Raw genomic sequence first — 14,605 nt, forward strand, 5'->3', positions numbered from 1 at the left:
GCACGAGGAGCGCTCTTGCCAGACGAGGCCAAGCCACTGGCTGCCGCAACGCCCGATCCGCACGCCGACCGGTCTGCGGCGGCGCCCGAAGCGCCGCAGACGCAGTCCGCTGCCGACGCCGGGGTGAGGCCTGCGCAGACGCCCGCGAAGCCCGTCGAGAGCGGTACGACGCCCCAGCAGCCCGCACCCCAGCAGCCCGCACCCCGGCCGACCGCGCAGGCCCCGGACGCTCAGGCCGCTCAGGCCCCCGAGGCGCGGCCCCCGGCGAAGCCCCAGCCTGCCGCGCCCGAGCGTCCGCACAGTGCGACGCCCGTCAGCGCCCCCAAGCCCTCCACCGCGTCCGCTCCCCGCTCCGGCGGGTCCTCCAACCGCGTCCGCGCCAGGCTCGCGCGCCTCGGCGTGCAGCGCTCCTCGCCGTACAACCCGGTGCTCGAGCCGTTGCTGCGGACCGTCCGGATCAACGACCCCAAGATCGAGTCCTCGACGCTGCGGCAGATCGAGAGCGCCTACCAGGTCGCGGAGCGCTGGCACCGCGGCCAGAAGCGCAAGAGCGGCGACCCGTACATCACGCACCCCCTCGCGGTGACCACGATCCTCGCCGAGCTGGGCATGGACCCGGCCACGCTGATGGCGGGACTGCTGCACGACACCGTCGAGGACACCGAGTACGGCCTCGACACCCTGCGCCGTGACTTCGGCGACCAGGTCGCGCTGCTCGTCGACGGCGTCACCAAGCTCGACAAGGTCAAGTTCGGCGAGGCCGCGCAGGCCGAAACCGTGCGCAAGATGGTCGTCGCCATGGCCAAGGACCCGCGCGTCCTGGTCATCAAGCTCGCCGACCGGCTGCACAACATGCGCACGATGCGCTATCTCAAGCGGGAGAAGCAGGAGAAGAAGGCCCGCGAGACGCTGGAGATCTACGCCCCGCTCGCCCACCGCCTGGGCATGAACACCATCAAGTGGGAGCTGGAGGACCTCGCCTTCGCGATCCTCTACCCGAAGATGTACGACGAGATCGTGCGGCTCGTCGCCGAGCGGGCCCCGAAGCGGGACGAATATCTGGCCATAGTGACCGACGAAGTCCAGTCGGACCTGCGCGCCGCCCGCATCAAGGCCACCGTCACGGGACGGCCGAAGCACTACTACAGCGTCTACCAGAAGATGATCGTCCGCGGCCGTGACTTCGCGGAGATCTACGACCTGGTGGGCATCCGCGTCCTCGTCGACACCGTCCGCGACTGCTACGCGGCGCTCGGCACCGTCCACGCCCGGTGGAATCCGGTCCCCGGGCGGTTCAAGGACTACATCGCGATGCCCAAGTTCAACATGTACCAGTCGCTGCACACGACGGTCATCGGGCCCAACGGCAAGCCGGTCGAGCTGCAGATCCGTACGTTCGACATGCACCGCCGCGCCGAGTACGGCATCGCCGCGCACTGGAAGTACAAGCAGGAGGCCGTCGCGGGCGCCTCCAAGGTCCGTACCGACGTGCCCAGGTCCACCTACAAGGGCGCGGGCCAGGACACCGTCAACGACATGGCGTGGCTGCGCCAGCTGCTGGACTGGCAGAAGGAGACCGAGGACCCCAGCGAGTTCCTGGAGTCCCTGCGCTTCGACCTGTCGCGCAACGAGGTCTTCGTCTTCACGCCGAAGGGCGACGTCATAGCGCTGCCGGCCGGGGCGACCTCCGTCGACTTCGCCTACGCCGTGCACACCGAGGTCGGCCACCGCACCATAGGAGCGCGGGTCAACGGACGGCTCGTACCGCTCGAATCGACCCTCGACAACGGCGACCTGGTGGAGGTCTTCACCTCCAAGGCGTCGGGCGCGGGCCCCTCCCGGGACTGGCTGGGCTTCGTCAAGTCCCCGCGGGCCAGGAACAAGATCCGGGCGTGGTTCTCCAAGGAGCGCCGCGACGAGGCGATCGAGCAGGGCAAGGACTCCATCGCCAAGGCGATGCGCAAGCAGAACCTGCCGATCCAGCGGATCCTCACCGGCGACTCGCTGGTCACGCTCGCGCACGAGATGCGCTACCCCGACATCTCGTCGCTGTACGCGGCGATCGGGGAAGGCCATGTGGCCGCGCAGGGCGTCGTGCAGAAGCTGGTCCAGGCCCTCGGCGGCGAGGAGGCCGCCAACGAGGACATCGCCGAGAGCGCCCCGCCCTCACGCGGCCGCAGCAAGCGCCGGTCCAGCGCCGATCCCGGCGTGGTCGTCAAGGGCGTCGACGACGTCTGGGTGAAGCTCGCCCGCTGCTGTACGCCGGTTCCCGGCGACCCCATCATCGGGTTCGTCACGCGGGGCAGCGGCGTCTCGGTGCACCGCGCCGACTGTGTGAACGTCGACTCGCTCTCGCAGCAGCCCGAGCGGATCCTCGAAGTCGAGTGGGCGCCGACCCAGTCCTCGGTCTTCCTGGTCGCCATCCAGGTCGAGGCGCTGGACCGCTCCAGGCTGCTCTCGGACGTCACGCGCGTCCTGTCCGACCAGCACGTCAACATCCTCTCGGCGGCCGTCCAGACCTCCCGCGACCGGGTCGCCACCTCGCGCTTCACCTTCGAGATGGGCGACCCCAAGCACCTGGGACACGTCCTGAAGGCGGTACGGGGCGTGGAGGGCGTCTACGACGTCTACCGGGTCACCTCGGCGCGCAGGCCGTAACGCCCGGGTGCGCCGCGACCGACGCACGGACGTATACGCGGGCAACGCGGCCACGCGCAGGCAACGCGGTCATACGGAAAGGCTCCCCGCACAAGCAGTGCGGGGAGCCTTTCCGTATCGTGCGCCGGTCGGCGCGCGGTCAGAACCTCAGCCGCCGAACTCCTCAAGGCCCTTGAGCGCCTGGTCGAGCAGCGCCTGCCGGCCTTCCAGCTCCCTGGAGAGCTTGTCGGCCCTGCTGTTGTTGCCCGCCGCGCGCGCGGTGTCGATCTGCCCGCGCAGCTTGTCCACGGCCGCCTGGAGCTGGCCCGTCAGACCCGCGGCACGCGCGCGCGCCTCCGGGTTCGTCCGGCGCCACTCGTTCTCCTCGGTCTCCTGGAGAGCGCGCTCCACCGCCTGCATCCGGCCCTCGACCTTGGGCCGTGCGTCGCGCGGCACATGACCGATGGCCTCCCAGCGCTCGTTGAGGGACCGGAAGGCCGCCCGCGCGGTCTTGAGGTCCCGTACGGGAACCAGCCGCTCGGCCTCGGCCGCCAGCTCCTCCTTGAGCTTCAGGTTCTCCGTCTGCTCGGCGTCACGCTCGGCGAAGACCTCGCCGCGCGCCGCGAAGAAGACGTCCTGGGCACCGCGGAAGCGGTTCCACAGATCGTCCTCGTACTCGCGCTGGGCGCGGCCCGCCGCCTTCCAGTCCGTCATCAGATCGCGGTAACGCGCGGCCGTCGCGGCCCAGTCGGTGGAGCCCGAAAGCGACTCGGCCTCCGCGACCAGCTTCTCCTTGGCCTTACGGGCGTCCTCACGCTGCGCGTCGAGCGCGGCGAAGTGCGCCTTGCGGCGCTTGGAGAAGGCGGAACGCGCGTGCGAGAAGCGGTGCCACAGCTCGTCGTCCGACTTGCGGTCGAGCCTCGGCAGGTCCTTCCAGGTGTCCACGAGCGCGCGCAGCCGCTCACCGGCGGAGCGCCATTGGTCGCTCTTCGCCAGCTCCTCCGCCTCGGTGACCAGCGCCTCCTTGGCGACCCGCGCCTCGTCGGTCTGCTTCGCGCGTTGCGCCTTGCGCTCCTCGCGACGGGTGCCGACCGTCGCGACGAGGGCGTCCAGACGCCCACGCAGCGCGTCCAGGTCGCCCACGGCGTGATGTTCCTCGACCTGTCCACGAAGGTGGTCGATGGCCGCCGTCGCGTCCTTCGCGGACAGGTCGGTGGTCTTCACCCGCCGTTCGAGGAGGCCGATTTCGACGACCAGGCCCTCGTACTTGCGCTCGAAATAGGCCAGAGCCTCATCCGGAGAGCCTGCCTGCCACGATCCGACGACCTGCTCGCCCTCGGCCGTACGCACGTACACGGTGCCCGTCTCATCGACGCGGCCCCACGGGTCGCTGCTCACAGCGCCTCCTCCACCTGATGCCTGCGGGGGAGTTCGCCCCCGGGCATCGTCCACAGTTTCCTGGGGCGGGCTGTGCCCGCCCTGTCACAACGCCAATCTAGGCGACCGGCCGCCCGGCTGTCCGCACTCGGCGGGGCCGAATTCAATCAGGGCTCACGCCTTGTCGACAGTGGCCTTCGAGATGGTGACGGCCTTCTTCGGCGCACCGTCGCCCGCACCGCCCTCGACACCGGCCTTGGCCACCGACTCCACGGCCTTCAGACCGGCCGCGTCCATCGTCCCGAAGGGCGTGTACGTGGGCGGGAGTTCGGTGTCCTTGTAGACGAGGAAGAACTGGCTGCCGCCGGTGTGCGACTGACCCGTGTTGGCCATCGCCACCGTGCCGGCCGGGAAGGTGACGGTGCCGTCGGCGCCCGCCTTGCCGAGCGCGGTCAGGTTCTCGTCGGGGATCGTGTAGCCGGGACCGCCGGTGCCGTCGCCCTTGGGATCGCCGCACTGAAGGACGAAAATACCCTCGGTGGTCAGGCGGTGGCACTTCGTGTTGTCGAAGTAGCCCTTGTCCGCGAGGGACTTGAAGGAGTTCGCGGTGTGCGGTGTCTTCGCCGCGTCCATCGTGAACGCGATGTCGCCCTCGTTCGTCTTGAGCGACATCGTGTACTTCGCCTTCGTGTCCACCGTCATCTTCGGCTCCTGCGCGTCACTCGCGTTCTCCGAGGGCGAAGGAGTGGGCGTGGGCGCGGCGGACGGAGCGGCCGCGTCGTCCTTCGTGCCGTCGTCGCCGCCCATGGCGAAGGCGACGCCGCCCGCCACCACCACGACGGCCACCACGGCGGCGATGACGATATTGCGCCGCTTCGCCTTCCGGCGGGCCTCCGCCCGCCGCTCCTGCTGCCGCTCGAACTTCTTCCGGGCGAGCTCCCGCCGCCGCTGATCGCTGTTGACCACCGGGTCTTCTCCTCCAAAGGTCACGTGATGCTGTCCGGCCTGGCTAAGGACCCCCGTACGGTATATGGGTTACCTGTGGAATGAGGAGCGCCGGTAGGCTCTGATCTGCTGCATTCTTCCGCCGGACGACATATAAGGACGATCGTGCTCATTGCCGGGTTCCCCGCCGGGGCCTGGGGGACCAATTGTTATCTGGTCGCCCCCGCCGCCGGTGAGGAGTGCGTCATCATCGACCCGGGCCACCAGGCCGCGGAGGGCGTCGCGGACGCGGTGCGCAAGCACCGGCTCAAGCCTGTCGCGGTCGTGCTCACCCATGGCCACATCGACCACGTCGCCTCCGTCGTTCCCGTGTGCGGAGCGCATGACGTACCGGCGTGGATCCACCCCGCGGACCGCTTCATGATGAGCGACCCGGAGAAGGCCCTCGGCCGCTCCATCGGCATGCCGCTGATGGGCGAGCTGACCGTGGGGGAGCCGGACGACGTCAGGGAGCTGGCCGACGGCGCCGAGCTGAGGCTCGCGGGGCTGGACTTCACCGTCGCGCACGCGCCCGGCCATACCAAGGGGTCGGTGACCTTCAGCATGCCCGAGGCCGTCGGAGGGGCAGACATCCCGCCGGTCTTCTTCTCGGGCGATCTGCTGTTCGCCGGCTCCATCGGACGCACCGATCTGCCGGGCGGCGACCACGCCGAGATGATCGAGTCGCTGGGCCGTGTGTGCCTGCCGCTCGACGACTCGACCGTGGTGCTGTCGGGCCACGGCCCCCAGACGACCATCGGCCAGGAGCGCGCCACCAACCCGTATCTGCGGGAGGTGGCGGCCGCACACGCGAGCGGCGGCCCGAGCGCTCCGCCGCGACGAGGAATGTGAAGCAGCGATTCTCATGAGTACTTTCCAGGCCCCCAAGGGCACCTACGACCTGATCCCGCCGGACTCCGCGGTCTTCCTCGCGGTACGCGAGGCGATCGCCGCCCCGCTGAAGAACTCCGGCTACGGCTACATCGAGACGCCCGGCTTCGAGAAGGTGGAGCTGTTCTCGCGCGGTGTCGGCGAGTCCACCGACATCGTCAGCAAGGAGATGTACGCCTTCGAGACGAAGGGCGGCGACAAGCTCGCGCTGCGCCCCGAGGGCACCGCCTCCGTCCTGCGCGCCGCGCTGGAGGCCAACCTCCACAAGCTCGGCAATCTGCCGGTCAAGCTCTGGTACTCGGGCTCGTACTACCGCTACGAGCGCCCGCAGAAGGGCCGCTACCGGCACTTCTCGCAGGTCGGCGCCGAGGCGATCGGCGCCGAGGACCCGGCGCTGGACGCCGAGTTGATCATCCTCGCCGACCAGGCGTACCGCACGCTCGGTCTGCGTACGTTCCGCATCCTGCTCAACTCACTGGGCGACAAGGAGTGCAGGCCGGTCTACCGGGAGGCGCTCCAGGGCTTCCTGCGCGGTCTCGACCTCGACGAGGAGACCCGGCGCCGCGTCGACATCAACCCCCTGCGGGTCCTCGACGACAAGCGCCCCGACGTCCGGCGTCAACTCACCGGCGCTCCGGTACTCCGCGACTATTTGTGCGACGCCTGCAAGGCGTACCACGAAGAGGTCCGCGAACTGCTGACGGCGGCCGGGGTCGCGTTCGAGGACGACGAGCGGCTGGTGCGCGGCCTCGACTACTACACCCGCACCACCTTCGAGTTCGTCCACGACGGTCTCGGCGCGCAGTCCGCGGTGGGCGGCGGCGGCCGGTACGACGGTCTCTCCGAGATGATCGGCGGCCCGGCGCTGCCATCGGTCGGCTGGGCGCTCGGTGTGGACCGTACGGTGCTGGCCCTGGAGGCCGAGGGCATCACGCTGGACCTCCCCGTGGCCACCAGCGTCTTCGCCGTACCGCTGGGCGAGGAGGCCAGGCGGACGCTCTTCGCGGTCGTCACCGAACTGCGCAAGGCCGGTGTCGCGGCGGACTTCAGCTACGGCGGCAAGGGCCTCAAGGGCGCCATGAAGAGCGCCAACCGGTCCGGTGCCCGCTTCACGATCGTCGCGGGCGAGCGCGACCTCGCCGAAGGCGTGGCGCAGCTCAAGGACATGGAGAGCGGCGAGCAGACCGCGGTCCCGCTCGACGCGCTCGTGGCGGAGCTGACGGGCCGCCTCGGCTGAGCATCTGTACGGAAGCGGGCCCGGACGGTCACCGTCCGGGCCCGCTGTCCGTCCTGCGCCCTTATCTCCTTCGAACAGTGGCAACGGGCGGGTGTGCGGCACAATGACCGTGCCCCCACAGACCACCGACCCGATGGAACCGCGATATGACGAGTACAGCGCTTGACGACGTCTCCTCCTCCCGGAGGGAGGACGAGGGAGCCCCGCGCACGGTCGGCGGCAGCCGCGCGTTCGCCGTGTTGCTGATGGTCACGGGCGCGGCCGGGCTGCTGGCCTCCTGGGTGATCACGCTCGACAAGTTCAAGCTGCTCCAGGACCCGAACTTCACCCCCGGGTGCAGCCTGAACCCCGTCGTCTCGTGCGGCAGCGTGATGAAGAGCGCGCAGGCGGCCGTCTTCGGATTCCCCAACCCGATGCTCGGCCTCGCCACGTACTCCGTCGTCATCGCCATCGGACTGGCCCTGCTCGCCGGCGCCCGCTTCCGGGGATGGTTCTGGCTGGGACTGAACGCGGGCACGCTGTTCGGCGTCGGCTTCTGCACCTGGCTCCAGTACCAGTCGCTCTACAGCATCAACGCGCTCTGCCTGTGGTGCTGCCTCGCCTGGGTCGGCACGATCGTGATGTTCTGGTACGTCACCTCGCACAACCTCCGCAAGGGAATCCTGCCCGCGCCCGGCTGGCTGCGCGGCTTCCTCGGCGAGTTCACCTGGGTCCTTCCCGTGCTGCACCTCGGTGTCATCGGGATGCTGATCCTGACCCGCTGGTGGGACTTCTGGACCGGCTGACGGAGCCGGCTGCCCTTGCCGGCGAAGCGCCCCTGCCCACGAGGGAGTCCCTGCCGGCAAGGCCGTACCCTGCCCGCACCGGCGGCCGCTGCCCGCACCGGCTGCCTTGTCAGTGCGCTGACATAGGCTTCACGCGTGGAGCCAGATCTCTTTACCGCAGCCGCCGAAGACCGCCAGGAGAAGGACCCGGCCAGCAGTCCCCTGGCCGTCCGGATGCGCCCGCGCGTCCTCGGCGAAGTCGTCGGGCAGCAGCATCTGCTGAAGCCCGGTTCGCCGATGCGCCGCCTTGTCGATGTGGCTTCCGAAGGCGGCGGAGGTCCCGCGGGACCCTCCTCCGTCATCCTCTGGGGCCCTCCAGGCACCGGCAAGACGACCCTCGCGTATGTCGTCTCCAAGGCGACCAACAAGCGCTTCGTGGAGCTGTCCGCGATCACCGCCGGTGTCAAGGAGGTCAGGACCGTCATCGACGGAGCCCGCCGCGCCTCCGGGGGGTACGGCAAGGAGACCGTCCTCTTCCTGGACGAGATCCACCGCTTCAGCAAGGCCCAGCAGGACTCCCTGCTGCCCGCCGTCGAGAACCGCTGGGTGACGCTGATCGCCGCCACCACGGAGAATCCGTACTTCTCGGTGATCTCTCCGCTGCTCTCCCGCTCCCTGCTGCTCACGCTGGAGCCACTGACCGACGACGACCTGCGCGATCTGCTGCGGCGGGCGCTCGCGGAGGAACGCGGCCTCGGTGGTGCGGTCACGATGCCCGAGGACGCCGAGGCGCACCTGCTGCGGATCGCCGGCGGTGACGCCCGGCGCGCGCTGACCGCGCTGGAGGCGGCGGCCGGCGCCGCGATCTCCAAGGGCGAGGAGGAGATCAGCCTCCGGACCGTCGAGGAGACCGTCGACCGGGCCGCGGTGATGTACGACCGCGACGGGGACCAGCATTACGACGTGGCGAGCGCGCTCATCAAGTCGATCCGCGGCTCCGACGTGGACGCGGCGCTGCACTACCTGGCCCGGATGATCGACGCGGGGGAGGACCCCCGGTTCATCGCCAGGCGCCTGATGATCTCGGCGAGCGAGGACATCGGTCTCGCCGACCCCGCCGCGCTGCCGCTCGCGGTCGCCGCCGCCCAGGCCGTGGCCATGATCGGATTCCCCGAGGCGGCCCTCACCCTGAGCCACGCCACGATCGCCCTGGCCCTGGCCCCCAAGTCGAACGCGGCCACGACCGCGATCTCCGCCGCCCTCGAAGACGTCAAGCGCGGACTGACCGGACCCATTCCGCCGCATCTGCGCGACGGCCACTACAAGGGCGCGGCCAAGCTCGGCCACGCGCAGGGTTACGTCTACCCGCACGACGTCCCGGGCGGGATCGCCGCGCAGCAGTACGCTCCCGACACGGTGCGGGGCAAGCGGTACTACGAACCCACGCGGTACGGCGCGGAGGCGCGCTACGCCGATGTCGTCGACAAGGTACGCGAACGGCTGCGCGGCGACGGCTCCTGAGCGCCCCTACTCCGTGCGGGCATCCTCAGGAGGCGGCCGCGTCGAAGAGCGTGTGCACCGCCCGGCGCAGCCCGGTCATACCGCTCACCGGCTCGGGGAAGTCGAAGCGCGCGTCGAAGCACCGCACACCGGTGAAGCGCACCCGCAGCCCGAAACGGTCGAGTGCGACGGGCACCGCGGCGGTGCCCGCGCCCGTCGCGGCGTCGCCCCGTTCGCCGAGGAGTCCGCACAGCCGCTGGACCTCGGCGCTGTGCGCGGCGTGCAGATGCTGGAGCAGCTCGGCCTCGTGCTCGGCCAGCGGGTCGGGAACGGCCGCCGCGAATTCCTCCGGCTCGACCGAATCGGCGCCCCAGAGGTCGTCCACGGACGCCTCGCCGACCTCCAGGCGTACGGTCCCGCGCCCGGGTACGGCCCGTCCGGGTACGCGGGTGAGCCAGCCGGACACCCAGCCGCGGCCGCGGATCCGGTGGGGTACGGAGACCGGGGCCACATCGGTGATCTCCAGTACGGCGGACAGCTCGTCGTCCTGCGCGTACCGCGCGGCCCGTACGGCGGGGGAATCGGCGGGGAAGACCAGCAGGATGTCGCCGTCGGCGTCCACGGTCCGCTCGTCGGGCACCAGCTGCTGCGCCCCGGCGCCGTTCAGGCCCGGAATGATCAGTACTGCTGAGCATGTACTCTGTACGAGAGTTCGTGTGCGTTCGGCTGCTGACGGCATCCGATCGATTTCAAGCCCGCTGGGACGCGGCTGACCATGAGCTGATCGGACCTCCGTCGAATCGATGCCCTGTGCGTCGAGGCTGTCTGTGATGCGCGTGGTGTTCCCAGGGCGAGACATGCGATCTCCTTTGAGTAAGGTGAGCCTAACCTAACCTACAACGGAGGTCTGGAGAACGTGCCTAACCAGTCGCGTCCCAAGGTCAAGAAGTCGCGTGCGCTCGGTATCGCGCTGACGCCGAAGGCTGTCAAGTACTTCGAGGCCCGTCCGTACCCGCCGGGCGAGCACGGCCGTGGACGCAAGCAGAACAGTGACTACAAGGTCCGTCTGCTGGAGAAGCAGCGTCTGCGCGCCCAGTACGACATCAGCGAGCGCCAGATGGCCCGCGCCTACGACCGCGCGAAGAAGGCCGAAGGCAAGACCGGCGAAGCCCTGGTCATCGAGCTCGAGCGCCGCCTCGACGCCCTGGTCCTGCGTTCGGGCATCGCCCGCACCATCTACCAGGCCCGCCAGATGGTCGTCCACGGCCACATCGAGGTCAACGGCGGCAAGGTCGACAAGCCGTCGTTCCGTGTCCGTCCCGACGACGTCGTGATGGTCCGTGAGCGCAGCCGCGACAAGGTCCCCTTCCAGGTGGCCCGCGAGGGTGGCTACGACACCGACGGTGAGACCCCGCGCTACCTCCAGGTCAACCTGAAGGCGCTGGCGTTCCGTCTGGACCGCGACCCGAACCGCAAGGAAATCCCGGTCATCTGCGACGAGCAGCTGGTCGTCGAGTACTACGCCCGCTGATCACGGCGTAGCACCACCGAGCGTTTCAGCCCGTCTCTTCCCCGTCCTTCACGGCGGGGAGGGGCGGGTTTTCGCTTTTTCCGCCGGAGCCCGTCCCACGCGTAATCCGGTACAGGGCGCGAGCCCCGGCGCGATAGGGTCGGAAGGCACCTGGCGCGCCCGTCGAGACGACCGGACGTGACCGGGCAAGCGACAGACAGCGACGACTGACAGAGAGCGGTGCGGTGTGACCGGTGGAGAGGTTGCCGGGATCCTGGTGGCCGTCTTCTGGGCGATTCTGGTCTCCTTCCTGGCCGTGGTGCTGGTGAGGCTGGCCCAGACGCTCAAGGCGACCACCAAGCTCGTGGCGGACGTGACGGAACAGGCCGTCCCCCTGCTCGCGGACGCGTCGGAGACGGTCCGCTCCGCGCAGACCCAGCTCGACCGCGTCGACGCGATCGCGACGGACGTCCAGGAAGTCACCTCGAACGCCTCCGCGCTCTCCACGACCGTCGCCTCGACCTTCGGCGGCCCGCTGGTCAAGGTCGCCGCGTTCGGCTACGGCGTACGGCAGGCGATGGGACGCAGGGGAGCACCGGCCGAGGCGAACGGGCCCGCCCAGGAGCCCCGTACCAGAGTGGTCGTCGGCCGGACCGTCCCGTCCGCCAGGCGCAGGAAGAAGAAGGGCTGACCCAGCGATGTTCCGCCGTACGTTCTGGTTCACCGCGGGCGCAGCGGCCGGCGTGTGGGCCACCACCAAGGTCAACCGCAAGCTCAGGCAGCTGACCCCGGAGAGCCTCGCCGCGCAGGCGGCGAACAAGGCCATCGAGACGGGGCACCGGCTCAAGGACTTCGCCGTCGACATCAAGTCCGGCATGGACCGGCGCGAGGCCGAACTCGGCGAGGCGCTGGGCCTGGAGGCACCGGCACACCGCGCCCTGCCCGCGCGTCGCCCCGCCGACGCCGTCGAATACCGCACATACCCCAGAACCACGCAGTCTCACGACCCGCACAACCGGAATGAGGACCACTGATGGAGTCGGCTGAAATTCGCCGCCGCTGGCTGAGCTTCTTCGAGGAGCGCGGGCACACCGTCGTGCCTTCGGCGTCGCTCATCGCGGACGACCCGACTCTGCTGCTGGTCCCGGCGGGCATGGTGCCGTTCAAGCCGTACTTCCTCGGCGAGGTCAAGCCGCCCGCCCCGCGCGTCACCAGCGTGCAGAAGTGCGTGCGTACGCCGGACATCGAAGAGGTCGGCAAGACCACCCGGCACGGCACGTTCTTCCAGATGTGCGGCAACTTCTCCTTCGGCGATTACTTCAAGGAAGGCGCCATCACCCACGCCTGGGAGCTGCTGACCAGCTCCGTGGCGGACGGCGGGTACGGCCTGGAGCCCGAGAAGCTCTGGATCACCGTCTACCTCGACGACGACGAGGCCGAGCAGATCTGGCGCGAGAAGATCGGCGTACCGGCCGAGCGCATCCAGCGCCTGGGCAAGAAGGACAACTTCTGGTCCATGGGCGTGCCGGGACCCTGTGGCCCCTGCTCGGAGATCAACTACGACCGCGGTCCCGCGTTCGGGCCCGAGGGCGGCCCCGCCGTCAACGACGAGCGCTACGTGGAGATCTGGAACCTGGTCTTCATGCAGTACGAGCGCGGCGCCGGCGAGGACAAGGAGGACTTCCCGATCCTCGGCGACCTGCCCTCGAAGAACATCGACACCGGTCTCGGCCTCGAACGCCTCGCCATGATCCTCCAGGACGTACAGAACCTGTACGAGATCGACACCTCGATGGCCGTCATCGAGAAGGCCACCGAGCTGACCGGCGTCCAGTACGGCGCCGCCCACGGCTCCGACGTCTCCCTGCGGGTCGTCACGGACCACATGCGTACGTCCGTGATGCTCATCGGCGACGGCGTCACCCCCGGCAACGAGGGCCGCGGCTACGTGCTGCGCCGCATCATGCGCCGCGCCATCCGCAACATGCGTCTGCTCGGCGCCACCGGCCCGGTCGTCGCCGACCTGGTCGACGTCGTCATCGAGACGATGGGCGAGCAGTACCCGGAGCTGCGCGGCGAGCGCAAGCGCATCGAGACCGTCGCCCTCGCCGAAGAGGCCGCCTTCCTCAAGGCCCTCAAGGGCGGGACGAACATCCTCGACACCGCCGTCACGGAGACCAAGGGCGCCGGCGGCACGGTCCTCTCCGGCGACAAGGCATTCCTGCTGCACGACACCTGGGGCTTCCCCATCGACCTCACCCTGGAGATGGCCTCGGAGCAGGGCCTTTCCGTGGACGAGGACGGCTTCCGCCGCCTGATGAAGGAACAGCGGGACCGGGCCAAGGCCGACGCCAGGGCCAAGAAGTCCGGCCACGCCGACCTCTCCGCCTACCGCCAGGTCGCCGACACCTCGGGCGCCACCGACTTCACCGGTTACGGCTCGACCGAGAACGAGTCGACCGTCGTCGGCCTGCTCGTGGACGGGATCTCCTCGCCCGCCGCCACCGAGGGCGACGAGGTCGAGGTCGTGCTCGACCGCACCCCCTTCTACGCCGAGGGCGGCGGCCAGCTCGCCGACCAGGGCCGGATCAGGCTCGACACCGGCGCCGTGATCGAGGTCAGGGACGTCCAGCAGCCGGTCCCCGGTGTGTACGTGCACAAGGGCGCCGTACAGGTCGGCGAGGTCACGGTCGGCGCCTCCGCCTACGCGGCCATCGACATCAGGCGCCGCCGCGCCATCGCCCGCGCCCACAGCGCCACGCACCTCACGCACCAGGCGCTGCGCGACGCCCTCGGCCCGACGGCCGCCCAGGCCGGTTCGGAGAACTCGCCGGGCCGCTTCCGCTTCGACTTCGGCTCGCCCGCCGCCGTACCCGGCACGGTCCTCACCGACGTCGAGCAGAAGATCAACGAAGTGCTCGCCCGTGAACTCGACGTCCAGGCCGAGGTCATGTCCATCGACGACGCCAAGAAGCAGGGCGCCATCGCGGAGTTCGGCGAGAAGTACGGCGAGCGCGTGCGCGTGGTGACCATCGGCGACTTCTCCAAGGAGCTGTGCGGCGGCACACACGTCAACAACACCGCCCAGCTGGGTCTGGTGAAGCTGCTCGGTGAGTCGTCCATCGGCTCCGGGGTGCGCCGTATCGAGGCTCTGGTCGGCGTGGACGCGTACAACTTCCTCGCCAAGGAGCACACCGTCGTCGCCCAGCTCCAGGAGCTGGTCAAGGGGCGCTCGGACGAGCTGCCCGAGAAGATCTCCGGCATGCTCGCCAAGCTGAAGGACGCCGAGAAGGAGATCGAGAAGTTCCGCGCCGAGAAGGTGCTTGCCGCCGCCGCCGGGCTCGCCGGCAGCGCCAAGGACGTACGCGGTACCGCGCTGGTCACCGGACAGGTCCCCGACGGCACGTCGGCCGACGACCTGCGCCGGCTGGTGCTCGACGTACGCGGCCGGATCTCCGGCGACCGGCCGGCCGTCGTGGCGCTGTTCACCACGGCGAACGACCGTCCGCTCACGGTGATCGCCACGAACGAGGCCGCCCGTCAGAAGGGTCTCAAGGCCGGCGAGCTGGTCCGCGCCGCCGCCAAGACCCTCGGCGGCGGCGGTGGCGGCAAGCCGGACGTCGCCCAGGGCGGTGGCCAGAACGTGGCCGCCATCGGGGATGCCGTGGCGGCCGTCGAGCGCCTCGTCGGCGAAACGGCCTGACC

General features: G+C 69.8%; 12 protein-coding genes. 9 read left to right on the forward strand and 3 right to left on the reverse strand.

Annotated elements, in window-relative coordinates; translation table 11 throughout:
• The first annotated feature begins 15 nt into the window (after positions 1-15).
• Positions 16-2,658, forward strand: a complete 2,643-nt coding sequence (locus ACIP6N_RS17960; RefSeq protein ID WP_401816676.1) for a RelA/SpoT family protein — start codon at positions 16-18, stop codon at positions 2,656-2,658.
• A 147-nt stretch (positions 2,659-2,805) separates the two neighbouring features.
• Here ACIP6N_RS17960 and ACIP6N_RS17965 read toward each other — a convergent pair whose 3' ends face one another.
• Entirely contained in the window at positions 2,806-4,035 is a 1,230-nt protein-coding gene (locus ACIP6N_RS17965) for a DUF349 domain-containing protein (RefSeq protein ID WP_401816677.1), read from the reverse strand.
• Positions 4,036-4,188: 153 nt separating this feature from the next.
• Positions 4,189-4,980, reverse strand: coding sequence for a peptidylprolyl isomerase (locus tag ACIP6N_RS17970; RefSeq protein ID WP_401816678.1), 792 nt, complete (start codon positions 4,978-4,980; stop codon positions 4,189-4,191).
• Positions 4,981-5,124: 144 nt separating this feature from the next.
• On the opposite strand from ACIP6N_RS17970, the gene ACIP6N_RS17975 reads away from it, so the two are divergent.
• From ACIP6N_RS17975 to ACIP6N_RS17990, 4 genes are all read left to right on the forward strand, one after another.
• Positions 5,125-5,850: an MBL fold metallo-hydrolase gene (locus ACIP6N_RS17975; protein ID WP_401816679.1), complete on the forward strand. Its 726-nt coding sequence runs from the start codon at positions 5,125-5,127 to the stop codon at positions 5,848-5,850.
• Between the two features lie 13 nt (positions 5,851-5,863).
• Positions 5,864-7,126: a histidine--tRNA ligase gene (gene hisS / locus ACIP6N_RS17980; RefSeq protein WP_401816680.1), complete on the forward strand. Its 1,263-nt coding sequence runs from the start codon at positions 5,864-5,866 to the stop codon at positions 7,124-7,126.
• Between the two features lie 146 nt (positions 7,127-7,272).
• A complete protein-coding gene (locus ACIP6N_RS17985) occupies positions 7,273-7,911 on the forward strand; it encodes a vitamin K epoxide reductase family protein (protein ID WP_401816681.1) in 639 nt (212 codons plus the stop codon).
• A gap of 135 nt (positions 7,912-8,046) precedes the next feature.
• Positions 8,047-9,411 (forward strand): replication-associated recombination protein A, encoded by a 1,365-nt coding sequence (locus tag ACIP6N_RS17990; protein WP_401816683.1) that lies wholly within the window; start codon positions 8,047-8,049, stop codon positions 9,409-9,411.
• A 25-nt stretch (positions 9,412-9,436) separates the two neighbouring features.
• Here the strand turns inward: ACIP6N_RS17990 and ACIP6N_RS17995 are convergent, their stop codons facing one another.
• Complete coding sequence (locus ACIP6N_RS17995; RefSeq protein WP_401816684.1) at positions 9,437-10,129, reverse strand: DUF2470 domain-containing protein; 693 nt, start codon at positions 10,127-10,129, stop codon at positions 9,437-9,439.
• A gap of 177 nt (positions 10,130-10,306) precedes the next feature.
• On the opposite strand from ACIP6N_RS17995, the gene rpsD reads away from it, so the two are divergent.
• From rpsD to alaS, 4 genes are all read left to right on the forward strand, one after another.
• Positions 10,307-10,921 (forward strand): 30S ribosomal protein S4, encoded by a 615-nt coding sequence (gene rpsD, locus ACIP6N_RS18000; RefSeq protein WP_401816685.1) that lies wholly within the window; start codon positions 10,307-10,309, stop codon positions 10,919-10,921.
• Between the two features lie 226 nt (positions 10,922-11,147).
• Positions 11,148-11,591, forward strand: coding sequence for a DUF948 domain-containing protein (locus tag ACIP6N_RS18005; RefSeq protein ID WP_401816687.1), 444 nt, complete (start codon positions 11,148-11,150; stop codon positions 11,589-11,591).
• Positions 11,592-11,598: 7 nt separating this feature from the next.
• On the forward strand, positions 11,599-11,934 hold the full coding sequence (locus ACIP6N_RS18010; RefSeq protein WP_401816688.1) for a DUF6167 family protein: 336 nt from the start codon (positions 11,599-11,601) through the stop codon (positions 11,932-11,934).
• A complete protein-coding gene (alaS, locus tag ACIP6N_RS18015; RefSeq protein WP_401816689.1) occupies positions 11,934-14,603 on the forward strand; it encodes an alanine--tRNA ligase in 2,670 nt (889 codons plus the stop codon). The genes ACIP6N_RS18010 and alaS overlap by 1 nt, the downstream gene beginning before the upstream one ends.
• Positions 14,604-14,605: the final 2 nt, after the last annotated feature.

Origin of the sequence: Streptomyces sp. NPDC088725 (genome assembly GCF_044751305.1) — a bacterium.
Lineage (GTDB): Bacteria > Actinomycetota > Actinomycetes > Streptomycetales > Streptomycetaceae > Streptomyces.